The following is a 21,685-nucleotide window of genomic DNA, read 5'->3' on the forward strand; positions in this document are numbered from 1 at the left end:
ACTATTAAGTTCTATACCTGAGATTAAGGGATGGATTAGTCCTCGGTTAAAGATCAGATTTGAATTGAGAGGAGATGAGTTAGAAATTTATGGTTTAGATGGTCAGAAATTTTTAAGTTCTATCGAGTTATCTCAAAGGTTAGAACAAGAGCGTCTTAAAGCTGAAGAAGCGAGTTTACAGTTAGAACAAGCAAGTTTACAATTAGAACAAGAGCGTCTTAAAGCTGAAGAAGCAAGTTTACAATTAGAACAAGAGCGTCTTAAAGCTGAAGAAGCAAGTTTACAATTAGAACAAGAACGTCTTAAAGCTGAACGTTTAGCTGAATATATCCGTTCTCTGGGAATTGATCCCGATACTTTATGAATATTTCAAGGAGGATAAATTATGACCTTTACACCAGCTATTGATCCAGATATTGAATACCCCGATAGTGACGGTAAACCCATGGCCGATAATACCGAACAATACGAATGGATCGTTAAAATCAAAGAAAATCTTGAGATTCTCTTTGCTAATTCTCCTAACGTTTTTATTGCGGGGGATCTGCTCTGGTATCCCGTCCAAGATAAGAAAATTACTGGACCAGTTGCTCCCGATGTTATGGTAGTATTTGGTCGTCCGAAAGGAAGACGGGGTTCCTATAAACAATGGCAAGAAGATAACATCGCTCCTCAAGTGGTTTTTGAAATTCTCTCCCCCTCTAATAGTTTAGAAGAAATGGAGCGAAAACTACTCTTTTATCAACGTTATGGAGTGGAAGAATACTATCTCTATGATCCAGATTCTCATAATTTTCAGGGATGGTGGAGACAGGAAGGACTATTAAGTTCTATACCTGAGATTAAGGGATGGATTAGTCCTCGGTTAAAGATCAGATTTGAATTGAGAGGAGATGAGTTAGAAATTTATGGTTTAGATGGTCAGAAATTTTTCCCGATACTTTATAATGACATAATTGATGGGTTGTGACGAATACTAACTAACTGGTTAACTGCCTAAGTTATCGTCATTGAACCTAGCCTAGGGCTATACTTAACTATGTAATCAGTAAAAAGAACAAATCTATGAAAGCTTGGGCAAAATCTTTAGAAAAACCAGCAGTGGAATTTTCTGAAACGCAATTAACCTTATTATCGGGGAAAATTCCCGAGGGATTGCGGGGGAGTCTCTATCGCAATGGTCCGGGGAGATTAGAAAGAGGTAAGCAAAAAGTTGGTCATTGGTTTGACGGAGATGGGGCAGTTTTAGCTGTACATTTTCATGATAAGGGAGCCAGTGCCACCTATCGTTATGTTCAGACTGCTGGTTATCAGCAAGAAAGCGCCGCTAATCAATATTTATTTCCTAATTATGGCATGAATGCCCCCGGCTTCTTTTGGAATAATTGGGGAAAAGAGGTAAAAAATGCCGCTAATACCTCGGTGTTAGCTTTACCCGATAAATTATTAGCTCTCTGGGAAGGGGGTTTTCCCCATAAATTAGATTTACAATCTTTAGAAACCCTAGGTTTAGATAATTTATCTAGCTTACAAGCAAAGGAAACTTTTTCCGCTCATCCTAAAGTAGATTTGTCCAGAGGAGAGATTTTTAATTTCGGGGTGACAATCAGTGCTAAAGTTAGCTTAAATCTCTATAAGTCTGACTCCACTGGTCAAATTATCCACAAAAAAACTTTTGATTTAGATAGATTGTCGCTGCTGCATGACTTTGTTTTAGCAGGACAGTATATCGTCTTTTTCATCCCACCGATAAAAGCGGATAAGTTATCGATACTGTTGGGATTTAAAACTTTTAGTGATGCCATTCAGTGGCAGCCAGAATTAGGAACAAGAATACTAATTTTTGAGCGAGATTCTCTACAGTTAGTCAGTGAAAGTGTTACAGATTCATGGTTTCAATGGCACTTTGCTAATGGTTGTGTAAATGACCAAGGCAATCTTGAAATTGTTTTTGTCCGTTATGATGACTTTAAGACTAATCAATTTTTAAAAGAAGTTGCCACGGGTGAAACCGAAACCTTAGCCATTGGAAAATTGGCAAGTATTACCATTAATCCCCTATCAGCAAAGGTAATTAATCAGGAAATTCTCTCGGATTTAAGCTGTGATTTTCCAGTGGTTTCCCCGCAACTGGTGGGACAAAAATGGCAAAATACTTTTTTAGCTGTCCATCGTCCCGATAGCGATATTCGTCGGGAAATTATCGGACTTCCCGCTTGTTATAATCACTCCACAGGTAAGTTAACTATTGCCTATCTGGAAAATAACTGTTATGGTACTGAACCGATTTTTGTCTGCGATGGTTTATCTCCAGAGACAGGATGGTTAATCGTCGTAGTTTACGACGGCAATAATCACAGCAGCCAAGTGAGAATCTATGATAGTCAGCAGCTAGAAAAAGAACCCCTTTGTTGTCTGCAATTACCCAGTGTTATCCCTCCGGGGTTTCACGGTACTTGGCAAGAAAAATCAGAAAAAGGCGCTATTTAGAAAACGGGTTTCTTAATTAGAAAACGGGTTTCTTTGAGAAACCCATTTTCTGGACTTGTGAGAGAGAAGCTTTATTCGACTTCTCAACGGTTGAAGATTTAATCAATTGGTTAAATACTTTAACTGCCTAGTTTTGACGTTAGTGATCGCCTTTTGTCCATCACCCGCTAAAATTGTCATAATGAAACAAACAACCGCTAATTATGATGAACCCTGGAAAGAAGCTTTAACCGAGTATTTTGAGGCGTTTTTACATTTCTTCTTTCCTGAAGTTCACCAACTAATCAGTTATCAGTTATCAGTTATCAGTTATCAGTTATCAGTTATCAGTTATCAGTGACTAATTGGAAGCAAGTAGCAATCCCTTTGCTATAATCGTCATGGCACACCTGAAAACAAAAGCGACTACTGGGAAGCTGCCAGAACGGGAACAGTGGAAGTGGAGGTTAATCAGGGGATTATATGAAAAGGAGTTCGAGAGAGAACAGATAATTAAACTGTTTGAAATCATCGACAATATGATGACTTTATCCTCTGAATTGCAGTCAAGTTTAGAGAGTAAAATCAAACAATTTGAGGAGGAAAGAACCATGCCTTTAGTAAGTAATATGGAGTTACGAGGGATAGAACGCGGTAAGGAAATAGGCAAGGAAATTGGCAAGGAAATTGGTAAGGAAATTGGTAAGGAAATAGGCAAGGAAATTGGGTTCTTCGTTACTTGGTATGGTTCGATAGGGGGTATAAATCGACTAAATCCTTATCTGGCAATAGATTTAATTGATTAGTTCGCTCTAGATCGAAAACAATTGGCAAAAATCGCAGCAACGCCTGTCTCTATAAGGGTTTTATTCCTTACAATCCCGTCCATTGCATAAGACAAACCGAAGAACCGGAAATTGGTGCGTTAGAAAAAAGCCGTGATGACATAAAAACAGTTTTAACTGTGCGGTTTGGAGAGATTTCTTCAGAAATTGAAGAGATAATCGGCAAAATCACTAACCCTACTATCTTAGAAGAGCTACTAAAATTAGCAACGCCTATTTAGAAACCCGTTTTCTTGTATAAATGTTAATTTTTGTCATAGCACCCTTGAAAGATTGGCGATTTTTTGCATAAAATAGCACCAGTCGTCTTTTGCGTTCAATGTCATGACTTCTACCCTGTTGCCGAGCCTTCCTGCTGTTTACGATATTTTGTTCGATTTCGCTCAATCTGATGGTTTTTGGGCAAATTTAGAAACTGCTTTTGGCACAAGTTATGATGTGGTTAAAGCGACGCAATTACGACAGCAGTGGCAAAGTCGAGATTTTAGTCAACTTCCCCCTATTACAGTTAAAAACCTTGGCAATTCAGGGATTTTCGGCGCATATTCCAGCAGTATTAATAAGATTTATATTTCTCAAGCGCTGATTGATTCGGGGGACGCTACCACCCTCAAAGCGGTGTTATTAGAAGAAATTGGGCATTTTATCGACGCGCAAATCAACAGCAGCGATACGCCGGGGGATGAGGGGCAGTTATTTTCGGCGTTGGTGCGGGGAGAAGTGCTGACAGAGGAGCAAATCGCGGCGATACGAGAGGAAAATGACGCGGCGACTATTACCGTTGATGGGCAAGCGATTAGTGTGGAAATGGCCTTTGGTACCCCTACTAACTTTTCTGTGGGGACCAGTCCCGTTTCCGTGACGGTAGGAGACTTCAACGGCGACGGCAAATCCGATTTGGCTGTGGCGAACTATAATAGCAACAACGTCTCGGTGCTATTAGGAACCGGCACGGGCAGTTTTGGTGCCGCCACTAACTTTACTGTGGGGAATGGTCCCGCTTCCGTGACGGTAGGGGACTTCAACGGCGACGGCAAATCCGATTTGGCAACGGCGAACCTTAACAGCAACAACGTCTCAGTGCTATTAGGAACTGGTACGGGCAGTTTCGGTACTGCCACTAACTTTTCTGTGGGGATTAATCCCCGTTCCGTGACGGTAGGGGACTTCAACGGCGACGGCAAATCCGATTTGGCTGTGGCGAACCGTTACGGCAACAACGTCTCGGTGCTATTAGGAACCGGCACGGGCAGTTTTGGCACTGCCACTAACTTTACCGTGGGGAGTTATCCCTGGTCCGTGACGGTAGGGGACTTCAACGGCGACGGCAAATCCGATTTGGCTGTGGCGAACATTGTTAGCAGCAACGTCTCGGTGCTATTAGGAACCGGCACGGGCAGTTTTGGTGCCGCCACTAACTTTACTGTGGGGAGTAGTCCCTATTCCGTGGCAGTAGGGGACTTCAACGGCGACGGCAAATCCGATTTGGCAACGGCGAACTTTAACAGCAACGTCTCGGTGCTATTAGGAACCGGCACAGGCAGTTTTGGTGCCGCCACTAACTTTACTGTGGGGACTGCTCCCCGTTCCGTGACGGTAGGGGACTTCAACGGCGACGGCAAATCCGATTTGGCTGTGGCGAACGCTAACAGCAGCAATGTCTCGGTGCTATTAGGAACCGGCACAGGCAGTTTTGGTGCCGCCACTAACTTTACTGTGGGGAATGGTCCCATTTCCGTGAGAGTAGGGGACTTTAACGGCGACGGCAAATCCGATTTGGCTACGACGAACGGTTCGGGCTACAACGTCTCAGTCATCCTCAATACCACCCCGAAAATCACCATCGCCCCCGGCACCAACCCCGTAGAAGGGGGAACCGTCGGCACCTTTATCATCAGCCTAGACACCCCCGCGCCCACGGGTGGGACAGTGGTCAACTTCAACACCACCGGCAGTACCGCCACCATTCTCGCCGACTATTCCCTCACTGCTGGCACAAATATCACCGCAGTAACCGCCAACACCTTCACCATCGCCGCCGGGGCCACCACCGCCACCCTCAACGTGGTCGCCCTATCCGATGCAGTAAATGACCCCAACGAAACCGTCAAAGTCAACCTGACATCGGGGGGAGACTACATTCTGGGTTACAACCCTAGCGCAAGCTTTACCCCCCCCACTAACTTTGCTGCGGGGAGTAGTCCCATTTCCGTGACTGTAGGGGACTTCAACGGCGACGGCAAATCCGATTTGGCTGTGGCGAACCGTGGCAGCAACAACGTCTCGGTACTATTAGGAACCGGCACGGGCAGTTTTGGTGCTGCCACTAACTTTTCCGTGGGGAATGCTCCCTCTTCCGTGACGGTAGGGGACTTCAACGGCGACGGCAAATCCGATTTGGCTGTGGCGAACCGTTACGGCAACAATGTCTCGGTGCTATTAGGAACCGGTACGGGCAGTTTTGGCACTGCCACTAACTTTTCCGTGGGGATTTTTCCCGTGTCCGTGACAGTAGGGGACTTCAACGGCGACGGCAAATCCGATTTGGCTACGGCGAACGGTAGCAGCAACAACGTCTCAGTGCGATTAGGAACCGGCGCGGGCAGTTTTGGCACCGCCACTAACTTTTCCGTGGGGACTGGTCCCGCTTCCGTGACGGTAGGAGACTTCAACGGCGACGGCAAATCCGATTTGGCTGTGGCGAACGCTAACAGCAGCAACGTCTCGGTGTTATTAGGAACCGGCACGGGCAGTTTTGGACCCGCCACTAACTTTACTGTGGGGAGTTTTCCCTATTCCGTGACGGTAGGAGACTTCAACGGCGACGGCAAATCCGATTTGGCTGTGGCGAACGCTGGCAGCAGCAACGTCTCAGTGCTATTAGGAACCGGCACGGGTAGTTTTGGCACCGCCACTAACTTTACTGTGGGGACTGTTCCCCGTTCCGTGACAGTAGGGGACTTCAACGGCGACGGCAAATCCGATTTGGCTGTGGCGAACGGTAGCAACAACAACGTCTCAGTGCTATTAGGAACTGGCACGGGCAGTTTTGGACCCGCCACTAACTTTACTGTGGGGAGTAGTCCCCGTTCCGTGGCAGTAGGGGACTTCAACGGCGACGGCAAATCCGATTTGGCAACGGCGAACTATAACGGAGGCAACGTCTCAGTCTTCCTCAATGCTGACCCCACCGCCACCGTCACCATTACCGATGTTTCTCAACCCCCAATTTCTCTTACTATCAACGATGTAACCGTTACCGAAGGCAATAGCGGCACCACTAACGCGGTCTTTACCGTTAGCCTTTCTAGTGCCGCCAGTACCGTTGTTAGCGTCAATTATGCCACCGCCAACGGTACAGCTACAGCAGGAACCGATTACACAGCCCTTCCTCCCACCACCTTAACCTTCAATCCGGGAGAAACTTCTAAAACGATTACAGTTCCAGTCAATGGCGATAACCAAGTTGAACTCAATGAGACATTTTTCCTCAATCTCAGCAATTTACAAGCCAATGGCAGTAATGTCATCTTAGCTGATAATCAAGGTCAAGGTACGATTACCAATGATGACAGCGCATCGATTGCGATTAGTGATGTCACAATTACCGAAGGAAATAGTGGGACAACTAATGCAGTATTTACTGTCACTCTTTCTAATGCAGTTGATACAGCAGTAACGGTTAATTACGCCACAGCCAATGGAACCGCTACCACAACAGATAACGATTATACGGCGATTGCTGCTACTCCCTTAATCTTCAATGCTGGTGAGACTTCTAAGACGATTACTGTAGCTGTTAATGGCGATAACCAAGTTGAAAGTAACGAGACTTTCTTCGTTAATCTGAGTAATTTACAAACCAATGGTCGTAACGTCACCTTAGCCGATAATCAGGGACAGGGAACAATTCTCAATGACGATACCAGTGTGACTCTTGCGGTTTCTCCTAGTAGTGTTACTGAAGACGGGACAAGTAATCTCATCTACACCTTTACCCGTAGTGGAGTAACAAGTAATGCTTTAACGGTTAACTATAGTATTGGTGGGACAGCAACTAATGGAACCGATTACGCTTCGATTCCCACAGGTGTAACCTTTGCGGCTAATTTAGCGACTGCGACTGTAACAATTAACCCCACTGCTGACACAATAGTAGAAAGTAACGAAACTGTTATTTTAACCCTTGCTGCGGGGACAGGTTATACGATAGGTACGACTACTCCAGTTACGGGAACAATTAATAATGATGATACCAGTGTCACCTCGCAACTCTCCATCAATGACATCACCGTAGTGGAAGGTAAAGATAATAATGCCATCCTCACCGTCACAGTTGATAATCCCAATTCACAACCAATTACCTTCAACTATACCACTGCACCCATTAACGCTACCGCTAATGTAGATTACACTAGCAAAACTGGAACTATCACCATTGCTGCTAATACTTCTACTGCTACTATTAGCATTCCCATCCTCAATGATAACCTCAATGAACCTGATGAAGTCTTCACCGTCACCCTCTCCAATCCGGTTAATGCTACCATCAATCCCGACGAAGCAATTGGACAGGTAATTATTACTGACACCCTACAAAGCGCAATTACTCGCACTTTACCCAACAATGTGGAAAACCTCAGACTAATTGGCACTAATAATATTAATGGTACAGGTAACGCTGGTAACAATAATATCACCGGAAATAGTGGTATTAATCAAATCAATGGAGGTGCGGGAATTGATACTTTAACCGGTGGTTTAGGTGCAGATACTTTCATCTTCCAATTTGGTCAATCTACCATATCCGCAAGCGATCGTATCACAGATTTTGCCATCAATAGTGATAAAATCGACTTATTAACTCAAGGTGGAACTGCCACGAGTGCGCCTAGCAATTTCAGTCGTGCTGCTAATAGCACTGTCACCACTTTACAGAATTTAGTCAATCAAGTATTTACTGATGCCAATGGAGCCACTACAGGTAATCAAGAATTAGCGGTTAATAGTGCCGCCTTAGTGCAAGTAACAACTGGTGCAATAGCTGGAACTTACCTCGTTATTAATGATAGCACGGCTGGCTTCCAATCCAGTAATGATTTATTAATAAATATCACTGGATTTACTGGTACTTTACCAGCTTTAGGGAGCATTCCAGTGGGTAATTTCTTTGTTTAATTAAGTAGGCGTAGGGTGCGTTAGGCGGCTAACAATTCCGTCAAAAAACCAAAATTAACAAGCCGCCGTAACGCACCACCTCTATCATTAAATTGGTGCGTTACGCTATCGCTAACACACCCTACTGGCTGAGGACATCAATCATGGGAAGAGGTCGCAGTTGAAACAATCCAGTTTAAACAATCCAGTAGGGTGCGTATTTGCGGCTAACAATTCGGTCAAAAAACCAAAATTAACAATCCGCCGTAACGCACCACCTCTATCATTAAATTGGTGCGTTATGCTATCGCGCTTCACACCCTACTGGCTGCACAATTGCTTGCTCTACTTGATTGAGGTAATCAGATAAAAGTTTAAGCAGCATGATTTAATATTTGTTCTAATTCTTGACGCAAAGCAAGGTAATGACGATAATCGTTTGCCCATTCTATAAATATTATATCATCTGATAATGTTCCCTGATTGTATTGGTTATAAAAATCTTCGGAATCCATTTTATGTTGGTTCTCATAAACGCTAAGTCGCTTGGCAACAGCAATCAAAGCATCTAAAGATGATGTATATTGAATGGTCTGTTTACGCATTTTTCTTTTACTCCAAAATAGGGTTTGCTGAATAAATTTGAAATGTAGGCAAAGTAAAGGTTTTGGGGCTTTACGAGCGAAACAGGTGCAAGATTTTGAGAGAATCGTCGTTCAAAACCTTGCGTCTTCATCGGCCCGCGTCCTGTAGGGGCGAAGCATTCGGACAATAACCTATCGGTGAAAAGGTAGAATTCGGTCAAAAAACCAAAATTAACAAGCCGCCGTAACGCACCACCTCTATTATTAAATTGGTGCGTTACGCTATCGCTAACACACCCTACTGGCTAATCTTTGTGTCTTTGTGGTTATGATGAATCAATCAACTCCCAATACTAATCAATCTATCCCCGTAGAGATAATTGCTTCCCGTAATTTCATTGATTGGTTAGAGTCTCAGCAGATTAGTCTGGCTTTTACTACCTATCAAAGTTCTCGACTGATGTTTTTAGGAGTTAACCCCCACAGGGGGATGTCGGGATTTGAGCGGATATTTGACCGCGCCATGGGTTTATATGCTACCCCAGAAAGGATTTATCTTAGTTCCCGCTATCAAATCTGGCAACTAGATAATGTGTTATCATCCGAACAACTTTATGATGGTTACGATAAACTTTATATCCCCCGCATTAGTTATACTACTGGGGATTTAGATATTCACGATTTGGCAATAGAGAATCTCTCTGAAAGAATTATATTTATCAGTACGATGTTAAATTGTCTGGCGACAGTCAGCGATCGCCATAGTTGTATTCCCCTATGGAAACCGTCGTTTATTTCCGCTTTAGTCAATGAAGATCGTTGTCATCTCAATGGTTTAGCTTTGGTAGATGGGAAGGCGCGTTATGTTACCGCTTGTAGTCAATCAGATGTGGTGGATGGGTGGAGAGACAGAAGACAAACTGGCGGTTGTGTCATTGATATTCAGTCTAATGAAGTGATTGCTACTGGTTTATCTATGCCTCATTCTCCCCGATTTTATCAGGGTAAGTTATGGTTATTAAATGCGGGTACGGGTTACTTTGGTTATATTGATCAAGACAAAGGCATTTTTGAGCCTGTTACTTTTTGTCCTGGTTTTCTGCGCGGTTTAGCATTTGTCGGAAATTATGCCATTGTTGGATTATCTAAAAGTCGTGGGGTAGATAAGACTTTTTCGGGGTTAATCTTAGATGATAATTTAATGGCTAAAGAAGCAGATCCTCGCTGTGGTCTGCTAATTATTGACTTGAAAACAGGTGAAGTTGTTCACTGGATACGCTTAGAAGGTGAAGTGACTGAACTTTATGATATACAAGTCTTAGAAGGAGTTAAACGTCCCCAAGCTTTAGGATTCCAAAATGATGACATCAGTAAAATTATTACTCTTGATCCTATTTCTCCTTTATTTGGAGGAAATCTAGCAAATAATCAGCCTGATACTTCGCCAGCAGATACCCTTTATCAGCAAGCATACACCTTGCAAAAACAGGTTAAGCTTGAAGAAGCGATCGCTCTCTATCAACAATTAATTAATCAACATCCTCAATATGCAGCTGCTTGGCATCAGTTGGGGGTAATCATGGATAGTTTAGGACAAATTGATCAAGCTATTTTGGCTTACAAGCAAGCTTTATTGATTAATCCTAATTATGCAGAAGCTCACAATAATTTAGGAATAATAGCAGTTAGCAAGGGAGATTTAGACGAGGCGATTATTTGCTTTAACCACGCTATTTGTGGCAATCAAAACTATGCTTTTGCTGATAATAATTTAGGTTTAGTCTTACAAATGCAGGATAAGTTAGGGGATGCTGCGGTCAATTTTCAAGAAGCAATCAGGAAAAACCCTAATTATCCAGAGGCACGCTTGAATTTAGGCAATGTGTTACAACTACAGGGAAAAATTGAAGAAGCGATCGCTTATTTTCAAACAGCAATTAAACTTAATCCTAAGTATATTAAAGCTTATAATAGTTTGGCTTTAGCATTAGGAAGACAGGACAAAGTAGAAGCAGCTATGAGCGTATTTAAGCAAGCTTTAGCTATTCAACCTAATTCCCCAGAGGCTTTTGCTTGCTTATTTTCCATGAAGGAAATGACTTGTAATTGGGACACAAGAGAGTCTGATTTAATTCAACTTTGGCAATTAACCGAAAACCAGTTACAAGAGAGAAAACCTACCGCAGTAACTCCCTTTGATACCTTATATAAACCTTGGTCTGCTAGTCAACAGTTGAAAGTAGCTTGTAACTATGCTCAAGAGGTTAAAAGACAATTAGCCTTAGTTACTAAACCACTCAATTTTAACCATTCACGCACCCGATCTGGACGATTAAAAATAGGTTATTTATGCCATGATTTTCGTAACCATCCCACCAGTCATTTGATGCAAAGTGTCTTTGGTTTACATGATCGCAATAACTTTGAAATAATTGCCTATTCCTATGGTCCTGATGATGGTAGTGAGTATCGTCGTCGCATTGCTAATGATTGCGATCGCTTTTATGATATTGCTACTTTATCAATTACGGAATCTGCACAACGGATTTTTGATGATGGGGTGCATATTTTAGTAGATTTGATGGGATATATTGATAAAGCGCGGACGCAAATATTGGCTTTAAAACCTGCACCGATTCAAGTTAATTATTTGGTTTATCCGGGGACAATGGGAGCAGATTTTATCGACTATATTATTGGTGATGGCATAGTTACACCACCAGAGTCTGCTGATAATTTTAGTGAAAAATTGGTGATTTTACCGGATAGTTATCAGGCTAATGATTATCAACAAATTATATCATCTAAACCTGTTACTCGTTCCCATTATGGTCTTCCTGAATCGGGTTTTGTCTTTTGTTGTTTCAACCACACCTATAAAATTGAGCCGCAAATATTCACTGTATGGATGCAAATTTTGGCTAATGTTCCAGGTAGTGTGTTATGGTTATTTTCGAGAGTAGCTGAAGCTGAAGCAAATCTACGTCGGGAAGCACAAGCGCGAGGAATTGAGGGCGATCGCTTAATTTTTGCCCATCTCCAACCTAAGCCGGAACATTTGGCGCGGCATCAACTAGCTGATTTATTTCTTGATACTTTATACTATAATGCTCATACTACTGGGAGTGATGCTTTATGGGCAGGTTTACCGATTATAACTTGTCCAGGTGCAACTTTTCCTTCCCGTGTTGGTGCTAGTTTACTGACAGCTATTGGCCTACCTGAATTAATTACTAAGAATTTAGAGGAGTATAAAAATTTAGCGATTAATTTAGCAAGATCTCCTGATAAATTGCACGAAATTAAACAGAAACTAGCCCAAAATCGTCTGACTTATCCGTTATTTGATACCCTTCTTTTTACCCGCAATTTAGAACAAGCTTATCGGACAATGTGGGATATTTATGCTGCGGGAAAATCACCAGAGATGATCAGGATAGCCAATTGATCACTGGAATTATCAGGGTAAGCGCATCTTAACAATCCTTGACAAAATCAACTTTATCCCTCCGGGGTTTCACGTTACTTGGCCAGAAAAATTAGAAAAAGTATCGGTGTTTTTTTGAGTAATTAAAGCTTATTTTCATAGATTAAATTTACTTGACAAAATGACTGATATATGTTAACAAATTAAGTCCTAAAATTGAATTACCTTGCTCATTTAACAGGGGACTATAACAAGCGATCGCTCCCTGTTCCGGTACAATTGATAACAAAGCTCCACTAACTCCCGATTTAGTGGGAAAACCTACCTCAAGGGCGAATTGTTGGGAAGCTTCATAGAGTCCACAATTAGTCATAATTTCTAGAATAATTTCGCCAAAAGGAGCAGCTAAAATCAACTTACCTAAATTAGCAAGATCTGCAATTTTTCCAGACAAACAACAGATTCGATTGTAGGTTTCTAGGGCTAAATAACGATGATTGATATAACTGTTTTTTTCTAATTCTAAGCTTAAAGCTTGATTGTGGGTATTAGGATAGGAGTGAACAGAAGCAAGCACAGAGCGATCAAGAAATAATTGACAATTACCCATTTCATTTAACCATAAAAGCAAATTTTCACAGCGAGATTCTGGCGTTTCTCCTGCTAATAAATCCGCTAATGCGATCGCACCACTGTTAATCATTGGATTACGGGGAAAACCGCAATCCTCTTGCAGTTGAGTTAAAGAATTAAAAGGATAACTAGAAGCTTGTTTTCCTACGCGACGAAAAACAGCATCTTCCCCTAAATGAGTTAAAAGATATAATAACAAAAAAGGTTTAATCACACTCATCAAAGGAAAAGTTACAGTTTCATCTCCCCAAGACAAAATCTCCCCCTCAAGACAGTGAATCTGAAGAGCGAAAACATCGGGATGAACTTGGTTCAAAACCGGAATATAATAGGGAGTCTGACCCTTGATATCCGATAAATGCACTTCCCCGATCCAAGTTTGTATATCTTCCACCCTTAATCTAGCTAATCGGTTCATTTTTTTAATCCATGTACTCAGTCAAAGAAGCAGAATCTATAATTTTAACTCAAATTCAACCCCGACAAGAAACCGAAAAAGTTTCTCTAGAGGCAGCTTTTGGGCGCATTTTAGCCGAAGATATCAGCAGTGATTTAGACTTTCCCTACTGGGATAATTCCGCAATGGATGGCTATGCTGTCCGCTACGAAGATGTCAAAGACACTAACCCAGAAAATCCCGTTACTTTAAAGATTATCGCCGAAATTCCCGCCGGCAAAGCCCCCGAAAAAATTATTCAACCAGGAGAAACAGCCCGAATATTTACAGGAGCGATGTTACCCGCCGGCAGTGATACGATTATCATGCAGGAAAATACTAACAAAAAAGGGGAGCGAGTGGCGATTCTTATCCCTCCCGAAAAAATAGGTCTTTTCGTGCGTCAACGTGGCACATTCTATCAAGCAGGAAATACCTTATTAAAAGCCGGTATTGCCCTTAATTCTCCAGAAATAGCAGTTTTAGCCACGGCACAAGCTACCGAATTAACAGTTTTTTCCCGTCCGAAAGTGGCAATTTTCTCCACGGGAGATGAATTAATTAATCCCGATGAAACCCTCCAAAAAGGTCAAATTATTGACTCAAATCGCTACGCTTTAACCGCATTTGTCGCCAGTTTAGGGGCAATTCCCAGACCTTTAGGTATAATCAAAGATAATCCCGATCTTCTCAGAGAAACTATCAGAAAAGCCATTAATTCTAGTGCTATCGTCCTTTCCACCGGAGGTGTTTCTGTAGGAGATTATGATTATATCGAGGGAATTTTAGGGGAATTAGGAGGAAAAATTCTGATTCGCAGCGTTGCTATTCAACCGGGTAAACCCCTAACCTTTGCTACTTTTCCTAACGGTTGTGTTTACTTTGGTATCCCCGGTAATCCCGTCTCTGCTTTAGTTTCCTGTTGGCGCTTCGTACAAATGGCCATTAAAAAATTATCAGGATTGACAGATTATCAGAACAAATTTCTGCGAGTTATCACCCGCGATACTCTCAAATCTAAGGGACAAAGGGAAGTTTATCTCTGGGGAAAAATAGAAATTATCGAGGGAGTTTATCAATTTCAACTCGCTTCCGGACAACACAATTCGGCTAATTTAATTAATTTAGCGGGTACTAATGCTTTAGCCATAATTCCCCAGGGTAAAACTACTATACAAGCAGGAGAAACAGTAGAAGTTATGATAGTTTCTTGAAAAAATACCTAACCAAATTTTTGGCTAGGCAGCTGGTTATAATTAAATTGAAGATAGATTTTGGGTGTCGATCCCCCCTTAATCCCCCCTTGATAAGGGGGGTGTCTGATGGTTTTTAACACCTAACTACTTAGGTATCCATCAATTTACTTCATCGAAAATATTGCCAGATAATTTAACCAACACCAATTAATGAACCCTGCAATTTAACATCGTCGCTACTATTGTATATATCAGCTAATTGACTAATATTTTCTAACTCAATTGCGGGAGTAGTTCGTTTAATTAAACCAGTTAAAACTTTACCCGGACCGACTTCGATCGCTTTTTCCACACCCACATTTGGCAATTTTAACATAATTTCTCGCCAGCGAACCGAGCTAGTCATCTGCTGGATCAGATATATTTTTAATTCCTCCGCATCGGTGATCGGTTGGCTAGGATTAACATTAGAAATAACGGGAACTTTTGCAGACCTAAAATTAACCAATTCTAAAATCTGCTGAAACTGAATAGCGGCATTTTCCATCAAGGGAGAGTGAAAAGCACCGGATACTTTTAACGGCATAACCCGCTTAACTTTCACTTGACCTAATACCAAATCCACCGCTTCAGGAGTCCCAGAAATCACCACTTGTTCGGCACTATTATCATTAGCAATAACTACATTTTCCGTCTGATTAATCACTGTCTCTAGACTGGTGCGATCAAATTTCATTAAGGCGGCCATTTTACCACCTTCGGCCGCATCCATCAAACGGGAACGGTTTTGAACTAGATTTAATCCTGTCTCAAAATTAAACACCCTGGCTGCATACAAAGCGGAATATTCACCGAGACTATGACCGGCAACTAGATCGGGAAAATGACCTTTTTCTTGCAACAAATCCGCTAAAATACTCTCCACCACAAATAAACAAGGTTGGGTATAAAGAGTACGAGATAGGGTTTCTTCATCCCCTTGACATTTTTCCCAGACCGACCAACCGAGGATTCTTTCTGCTATTTCTAATCTCTCTTGGCCAAGCGCACTTTCCGCTAAATCTCCAATCATTCCTAACGCTTGCGATCCTTGTCCCGGGAATATCCACGCTGTTTTCATAAGTTCTTAAAATAGATAGATAGATGTGTTTGGGTCAGTTATCAGTTATCAGTTATCAGTTATCAGATGTGAGTTTTTAGTTTACTGTTTACTGTTTACTGGTTACTGTTTACTGATCACTGTTTACTGTTCACTGAATTAATCTCCCCAACGGAAGATAATCCCACCCCAAGTTAAACCGGCACCAAAGCCGGAAGAAGCAATAATATCACCTTTTTTGACCTTACCACTCCTGACAGCTTCATCGAGGGCTAGAGGAATCGATGCCGCGGAAGTATTGCCATACTCGCTGAGATTGCTGATCACTTTTTCCCGAGGCAGTTTCAGGCGCTCGCTCACCGCGTCCATAATTCTTTGATTAGCTTGGTGCAGAACTAACCAATCGATGTCACTGGTGGTTAAATTAGCCCGATAGAGAGCTTTTTCGATGACCTCTGGCACTTTCGCCACGGCAAAACGATAGACTTCCCGTCCGTTCATCGTTAGAGGCTTATAGGTCCCTTTTTGAACCCTTATCCCCTCCTTAAGAGGCAATTCCTCCCCCTGATAGGCGAGATTAAGAGAACCATTCTGGCTGCCGTCACTATGGAGTTCAAAACCGAGAATGTTATCTTTTGTATCATTTGCTTGACAAAGAACCGCCCCTGCCCCATCACCAAAGAGGACACAGGTAGCGCGATCATTCCAATCCACCCAACGGGAGAGAACATCGGCCCCGATAACCAAGACATTGCGGTAAGTACCAGTACGGATAAACTGGGTGGCGGTGACTAATGCCACCAGAAAACCCGAACAGGCGGCGGTGAGATCAAAAGCGATCGCCCGATTGGCCCCGATCTGACTTTGAACTTGGGCCGCACTACCGAACAGATCATCGGGGGTAGAAGTAGCCAAGAGAATCAGATCGATGTCCCTAGGTGATACCTGAGCCATTTCTAGAGCCTTAATCGCCGCTTGGGCCGCTAGTTGGCTTAAAGACACCGATTGATCCGCTAAATGACGTTTACCGATGCCAGTACGACTTTTAATCCACTCATCGGAAGTCTCGACAATTTGGCTGAGTTCTTCATTACTAAGAAATTGCGCTGGTGTGGCTGATCCACAACCGGTCATGACGACTGCTGCCCCGAATCCGTTCAAAATATTCCCCCTTTTTCAGTTATCAGTTATCAGTTATCAGTGGGAAGTAGGAATTATAAATTCTAAATTATGAATTATGAATTGGGAGGTGGGGAGGTTTTCAGTAAACAGTGAACTGATAACTGATAACTGTCTCCCGTCTCCTGTCTCCTGACTCCCGACGGCTTCAAGATGGCTGACAGCTTAATCTTCACTGTTCACCGACAACTTTTTTAATTGATGATGGTGGTCATTGTAGGCTTGAATGCGCTCAGAAACGCGATTATCAACGGCATTTTTCGCCTGTCGGATAGCGTTAAAAATTGAAGGTGCTTGGGAACTGCCGTGACTGATCACACAGACCCCATCGACTCCAAATAACAGCGCACCACCGTGTTCTGCATGATCCATGCGTTGTTTGATCTGTTTAAGATTGGGTTTAATTAAAGCCGTCCCGACTTTACCCTGTATCCCCCTAGGTAATTCCTCTTTGAGAATTTGTAGGATAACCCCTCCCACCGCTTCGGCAAATTTTAACAGGACATTACCGACAAAACCATCGCAGACGATCACATCGAATTGTCCCGATAGCACATCCCGGCCTTCAGCATTGCCAATAAAGGGAATTTGCTGGTTATTTTCTAATAATTCGTAGGTTTTTAGGGCGAGATCGTTACCTTTGCTGGGTTCTTCGCCGATATTGAGTAAACCGACTTTCGGATCTTCAACACCCATAACGTATTTACTGTAAATTGTCCCCATTAGGGCAAACTGCTCTAAATATTTGGGTTTACAGTCCACATTCGCCCCGACATCGAGGATAATCACCGATTTACCCGCTAACATCGTCGGCAGCACCGCACCGATCGCCGGGCGATCGATTCCTTTTAAACGACCTAAACGCAGCAACGCCGCCGCCATGGCTGCCCCGGAGTGACCGGCGGCCACCACTGCATCGGCGCGATTTTGTTTGACTAAATCCATGGCCACATTAATCGAGGCCGCCGGTTTGCGACGGATAGCGGTGATCGGCTCTTCGTCCATAGCCACCACTTCCTCTGCGTGGACGATGGTGAGATTCTTGGGACGGGGATGATGCTGGAAATAAGCCTCAATCCGTTCAGAATCGCCGACTAATAATACTTCTACATCTAATTCTTCGGAAGCTCGCATCGATCCCGCGATGATCTCGTTGGGAGCGTAGTCACCTCCCATCGCATCTACCGCGATTCTTGCCCGATTTAATGCCGTTTCTGCCATTGAGTCAGTGGGATAGAAATCTTTAATAAGTTGAGCGGCAGCTCTTGAGAAAAGCTGGCCGATCGAGGATTAGTGTTTTCTGATCGAGCAATTGTTAAAAATTACCAATCATCTCTATACAATAAGGCATCATTGCGATTAAGGAAAAGATGTTCTCAGTTTTTAATTTGGCAGTTTTCGGCTTTCTCTTCGGTTGGCTGGGGGGGCAATCCCAACCGATCGCCAATATTCCCCTAATTTCTTGGCAAAATCAGCCTATTTTTGACCTTCCCACCGCTCCCGATCCCCGGGTGGCGGCGATCGTGGCCGATTATCTGCAAGACTTGACGAAAAAAGGTTTAAACTCTAGTCAACAACGGGTCTTAATTGAGACGGAATGGGCTGATTTAGCTGACCATCAGGGTAATCTGCCCGCTTCGGGGGCTTCTTTAACTAAAATCGCCACTACTCTCGCCGCCGTGGAAACCTGGCCTCTCGATCATCGTTTTGCTACTCGTTTTTACACAACGGGAGAGCTTAAAAACGAGGTGTTGGAGGGAGATTTAATTATTGAAGGGTCAGGGGATCCTCTCTTTGTCTGGGAAGAAGCGATCGCAGTGGGCAATGGCCTCGATCAATTAGGTATCCGTCAGGTCAAAGGCGATCTGATCATTACGGGTCAATTCGCCATGAATTTTCAAACCGATCCCCTCAAAGCGGGAGAATTGCTGAAAATTGGGCTTGATCAATCGAAATGGTCAAAAGAAACCCAAAAAGCTTTTCAGAGTCTTCCTAGCGGCACACAAGCCCCACAGGTGAAGATTTTGGGCATGGTTCGAGCCAGTCAAATTCGCCCCGAAAATGCCCGATTATTGTTGCGTCATCAGTCCTTAACTTTAACGGAACTGTTGCGTCAGATGAATATTTATAGTAATAACGTCATGTCAGAAATGTTAGCGGAGTTGCTCGGTGGTCCCGCGGCAGTGGACGCAATTAATACTAAAATTACTGGGGTAGGAGCGGAGGAAATTCAATTAATTAATGGTTCGGGATTGGGGGTAGAAAATCGCTTGTCTCCCCGGGCAGTTATTGAGATTCTGAAAGCATTGGATCGCAAGTTAGCCAATCAACCGATCAAAGTCGCCGATTTATTTCCGGTGGGGGGACGCGATACCAAAGGAACTATGCAGTGGCGGGCCATTCCTAAAGGAGTGATGATTAAAACTGGAACTTTGGCCCAAGTTAGTGCCTTAGCCGGAGAAATTCCCACCCAAGAAAGGGGTAAAGTTTGGTTTGTAATTATGAATGCTGGTAGTAGCAATATCGAGGGATTCAGAAATCAGCAGGACCGGGTGTTACAAGCTTTAGATCAACACTGGCAAATTCTCCCGGAAGCTACTAAAGGATCGATTCCTGCAAGGGCCTTTCTAGGTGATCCCAGTCGAATAAGTCAAGGTTTCTAAGGGGTTGATATCAACTTGACAATCAAATTTAGTTTGGTGGTGAGGAACTTTAGCAAGGTTTTATATTCACTTTTGCCGATAAACTGACTACTTTTCTGCCATTTTCTCCTTGTCTTTGCTGCCAATCGGTAAACAAATCATAGTGACAAAATTTTGCCAGTTTTTCCCGAAATTGAGCAAAGGATGTGATGTGTGGTTAAACGGGGTGCATCTCACATTTGCAGAAATACCGACAATCAGCAATTATCAGTGACTCTTAAACTGGTACAAATATATCAACAATCGCGTGTAAGCATCCCACCGAAAAACTAATGCGCGGGGGGTTTGGGGGCGGCGCCACGCCCCCAACGGGGGGTTTGGGGGGTAGAACCCCCCAAAGGCTTGGATTGAGTGATAAAGCGGTAAACCAAGGGATTCTTCCCAACCCATCATGAGATTGAGACATTGTACCGCTTGTCCCGATTGTCCCTTAACTAAATTATCGATCGCTGACATCACTATCACCCGATCGGTTCTCGGATCCACTTCAATACCGAGATAACATAAATTAGTACCACAGGCCCACTTAGTTTGTGGATAGACTCCCCCCGGTAGGATTTTGACAAAGGGAGAAGCGCGATAAAAAGCATTGTAGATAGTGATCAAATCATCCCGCACCAGATTGGGATCCCGCAAAGTTGCGTAAACTGTGGACAGGATACCCCGAACCATGGGCATTAAATGGGGAGTAAACTGGACGCGCACCTCATGACCGGCTAAATCACCGCAAATCTGCTCAATTTCGGGAGTATGACGGTGTTTTCCCGCTACATTATAGGCCCCGATCGAACTATCTGCTTCTGCCAATAACATATTAATCTTAGCCTGTCTTCCCCCTCCCGAAGTTCCCGATTTGGCATCGATAATCGTGGTTTCCGGGACAATTAAACCCTGTTTTAACAGGGGAGAAATCGCCATTAAACTAGCAGTAGGATAACATCCGGGGCAACCGATCAAAGAGGCATTTTTAATATCTTCCCGATAAAGTTCTGGTAAACCGTACACAGCCGTAGATGCGATCGCTTGATCCTGACGTTCCTTGCCATACCATTTACTATAGGTTTCTAGGCTAGTAAAACGATAATCTGCTGACAGATCCAACACTTTACACCCTTTAGCGAGCAAAGGAGGGGCTAAATCACAGGCTAAACCATTGGGTAAACCCAAGAAAACCACTTGACAACGGGAGGCAATTATGTCTAAATCGATCGCCTCCACATTAAGATTAATACTATGACCGAGATGGGGATATAAATCACTGTAGGGTTTCCCCGCACTACTATCGCCCCCCAGATAGACTAATTCTACTAAGGGATGTTCTTTGAGCAAACGTACCAACTGTACGCCACCATATCCCGAAGCGCCGACAATACCCACTGAAACCTTCTGTCCTTGCGTCATTTCCCTTATTCCTAAAAATTCTTATCGTTAATATAACGCTTTGCTATGGCTGAATTTTAGCCTAACCAGTGGGATTTAAATCAAAAAACTTCCTGTAAAAACCCAGAATCTCGGCCGGGTTGTCCATAAAACGTCAATTTCTCTTGATCAATAGCCGGTTATCTTAATGATGAGGTACAAAGTTTTCCTTTTAGGGAATCGGTCATCGGGAGATGAGGCCAAATTAGGTTAAACTTCCTCTTTAGGAGAAAACCTGTGATTTAATCCTCCATCTTTACAATTTTGATCGCACCGTAAATTCATAATCTCCTCCCGGTTCTAATTGATAATCGTAGCGTTCTAAAAACCGATTCAAGGGTTCAAAAATCAAAGCCCTACCTAGGGAAGGTTGTACTAATAACTTACCTTGAAGAAAATGCCATTGAAACCGCCATTGATATTCTTCCGTCCGCACTTCCCCCTCTAATTTCCCCGTTTGCCAAGATTGCTTAATTATCCGCACATAAGCCGTGCTTTCTGGTCGATTGCCGCTACTCACCTGAACCCTACCTATAGAT

14 protein-coding genes and 3 pseudogenes are annotated in these 21,685 nt (G+C 43.2%); 10 read left to right on the forward strand and 7 right to left on the reverse strand.

The window, feature by feature from the left end:
• From LW728_RS12000 to LW728_RS12030, 7 genes and pseudogenes are all read left to right on the forward strand, one after another.
• The coding region (locus LW728_RS12000) for a DUF874 family protein (RefSeq protein ID WP_287766777.1) at nucleotides 1-364 on the forward strand (364 nt) is incomplete at its 5' end.
• Nucleotides 365-385: 21 nt separating this feature from the next.
• Nucleotides 386-943: pseudogene (locus LW728_RS12005) on the forward strand (Uma2 family endonuclease); the annotation flags it as partial.
• A gap of 122 nt (nucleotides 944-1,065) precedes the next feature.
• Complete coding sequence (locus LW728_RS12010) at nucleotides 1,066-2,490, forward strand: carotenoid oxygenase family protein (protein ID WP_287766779.1); 1,425 nt, start codon at nucleotides 1,066-1,068, stop codon at nucleotides 2,488-2,490.
• A 65-nt stretch (nucleotides 2,491-2,555) separates the two neighbouring features.
• A pseudogene (locus LW728_RS12015) lies at nucleotides 2,556-2,621 on the forward strand (DUF4351 domain-containing protein); the annotation flags it as partial.
• 50 nt (nucleotides 2,622-2,671) lie between these two features.
• Nucleotides 2,672-2,830 (forward strand): hypothetical protein, encoded by a 159-nt coding sequence (locus tag LW728_RS12020; protein WP_287766780.1) that lies wholly within the window; start codon nucleotides 2,672-2,674, stop codon nucleotides 2,828-2,830.
• Nucleotides 2,831-2,870: 40 nt separating this feature from the next.
• Nucleotides 2,871-3,275 (forward strand): hypothetical protein, encoded by a 405-nt coding sequence (locus LW728_RS12025; protein ID WP_287766781.1) that lies wholly within the window; start codon nucleotides 2,871-2,873, stop codon nucleotides 3,273-3,275.
• 363 nt (nucleotides 3,276-3,638) lie between these two features.
• Entirely contained in the window at nucleotides 3,639-8,492 is a 4,854-nt protein-coding gene (locus LW728_RS12030) for a beta strand repeat-containing protein (protein WP_287766783.1), read from the forward strand.
• Nucleotides 8,493-8,845: 353 nt separating this feature from the next.
• On the opposite strand, the gene tumA is transcribed toward LW728_RS12030, so the two are convergent.
• Nucleotides 8,846-9,076: an antitoxin TumA gene (gene tumA, locus LW728_RS12035; RefSeq protein WP_002771674.1), complete on the reverse strand. Its 231-nt coding sequence runs from the start codon at nucleotides 9,074-9,076 to the stop codon at nucleotides 8,846-8,848.
• 307 nt (nucleotides 9,077-9,383) lie between these two features.
• On the opposite strand from tumA, the gene LW728_RS12040 reads away from it, so the two are divergent.
• Entirely contained in the window at nucleotides 9,384-12,503 is a 3,120-nt protein-coding gene (locus LW728_RS12040; protein WP_287766784.1) for a TIGR03032 family protein, read from the forward strand.
• Nucleotides 12,504-12,651: 148 nt separating this feature from the next.
• Here the strand turns inward: LW728_RS12040 and LW728_RS12045 are convergent, their stop codons facing one another.
• On the reverse strand, nucleotides 12,652-13,533 hold the full coding sequence (locus LW728_RS12045; protein ID WP_287766786.1) for a glutaminase: 882 nt from the start codon (nucleotides 13,531-13,533) through the stop codon (nucleotides 12,652-12,654).
• Between the two features lie 11 nt (nucleotides 13,534-13,544).
• On the opposite strand from LW728_RS12045, the gene LW728_RS12050 reads away from it, so the two are divergent.
• The gene (locus LW728_RS12050) at nucleotides 13,545-14,765 is read left to right on the forward strand and encodes a molybdopterin molybdotransferase MoeA (protein ID WP_287766787.1); all 1,221 of its coding nucleotides are present in this window, start codon (nucleotides 13,545-13,547) and stop codon (nucleotides 14,763-14,765) included.
• A gap of 175 nt (nucleotides 14,766-14,940) precedes the next feature.
• Here the strand turns inward: LW728_RS12050 and fabD are convergent, their stop codons facing one another.
• From fabD to plsX, 3 genes are all read right to left on the reverse strand, one after another.
• Nucleotides 14,941-15,867: an ACP S-malonyltransferase gene (gene fabD / locus LW728_RS12055; RefSeq protein ID WP_287766789.1), complete on the reverse strand. Its 927-nt coding sequence runs from the start codon at nucleotides 15,865-15,867 to the stop codon at nucleotides 14,941-14,943.
• Between the two features lie 138 nt (nucleotides 15,868-16,005).
• Nucleotides 16,006-17,007, reverse strand: coding sequence for a beta-ketoacyl-ACP synthase 3 (locus LW728_RS12060; protein ID WP_287668154.1), 1,002 nt, complete (start codon nucleotides 17,005-17,007; stop codon nucleotides 16,006-16,008).
• Nucleotides 17,008-17,190: 183 nt separating this feature from the next.
• Nucleotides 17,191-18,246: a phosphate acyltransferase PlsX gene (gene plsX / locus LW728_RS12065; RefSeq protein WP_004268976.1), complete on the reverse strand. Its 1,056-nt coding sequence runs from the start codon at nucleotides 18,244-18,246 to the stop codon at nucleotides 17,191-17,193.
• A gap of 149 nt (nucleotides 18,247-18,395) precedes the next feature.
• Here plsX and LW728_RS12070 point away from each other — a divergent pair, with 149 nt between their 5' ends.
• Nucleotides 18,396-19,688: a D-alanyl-D-alanine carboxypeptidase gene (locus LW728_RS12070; RefSeq protein ID WP_287766790.1), complete on the forward strand. Its 1,293-nt coding sequence runs from the start codon at nucleotides 18,396-18,398 to the stop codon at nucleotides 19,686-19,688.
• A 360-nt stretch (nucleotides 19,689-20,048) separates the two neighbouring features.
• On the opposite strand, the pseudogene argC reads toward LW728_RS12070, so the two are convergent.
• Nucleotides 20,049-21,128 (reverse strand): annotated as a pseudogene (gene argC, locus LW728_RS12075) (N-acetyl-gamma-glutamyl-phosphate reductase); the annotation flags it as partial.
• Between the two features lie 274 nt (nucleotides 21,129-21,402).
• Nucleotides 21,403-21,666, reverse strand: coding sequence for a DUF3146 family protein (locus tag LW728_RS12080; protein WP_004268973.1), 264 nt, complete (start codon nucleotides 21,664-21,666; stop codon nucleotides 21,403-21,405).
• Between the last annotated feature and the right edge of the window lie 19 nt (nucleotides 21,667-21,685).

The organism is Microcystis sp. 49638_E5 (assembly GCF_021300285.1).
In the GTDB taxonomy this organism is placed as follows: domain Bacteria; phylum Cyanobacteriota; class Cyanobacteriia; order Cyanobacteriales; family Microcystaceae; genus Microcystis; species Microcystis aeruginosa_C.

Bases quoted from the DNA above. Each gene is read 5' to 3' on its own strand.
- LW728_RS12010 (WP_287766779.1), top strand. From the start codon at position 1,066: ATGAAAGCTTGGGCAAAATCTTTAGAAAAACCAGCAGTGGAATTTTCT.
- LW728_RS12020 (WP_287766780.1), top strand. From the start codon at position 2,672: ATGAAACAAACAACCGCTAATTATGATGAACCCTGGAAAGAAGCTTTA.
- plsX (WP_004268976.1), bottom strand. From the start codon at position 18,246: ATGGCAGAAACGGCATTAAATCGGGCAAGAATCGCGGTAGATGCGATG.
- LW728_RS12070 (WP_287766790.1), top strand. From the start codon at position 18,396: ATGTTCTCAGTTTTTAATTTGGCAGTTTTCGGCTTTCTCTTCGGTTGG.
- LW728_RS12040 (WP_287766784.1), top strand. From the start codon at position 9,384: ATGATGAATCAATCAACTCCCAATACTAATCAATCTATCCCCGTAGAG.
- LW728_RS12025 (WP_287766781.1), top strand. From the start codon at position 2,871: ATGGCACACCTGAAAACAAAAGCGACTACTGGGAAGCTGCCAGAACGG.
- tumA (WP_002771674.1), bottom strand. From the start codon at position 9,076: ATGCGTAAACAGACCATTCAATATACATCATCTTTAGATGCTTTGATT.
- LW728_RS12050 (WP_287766787.1), top strand. From the start codon at position 13,545: ATGTACTCAGTCAAAGAAGCAGAATCTATAATTTTAACTCAAATTCAA.
- LW728_RS12045 (WP_287766786.1), bottom strand. From the start codon at position 13,533: ATGAACCGATTAGCTAGATTAAGGGTGGAAGATATACAAACTTGGATC.
- fabD (WP_287766789.1), bottom strand. From the start codon at position 15,867: ATGAAAACAGCGTGGATATTCCCGGGACAAGGATCGCAAGCGTTAGGA.
- LW728_RS12030 (WP_287766783.1), top strand. From the start codon at position 3,639: ATGACTTCTACCCTGTTGCCGAGCCTTCCTGCTGTTTACGATATTTTG.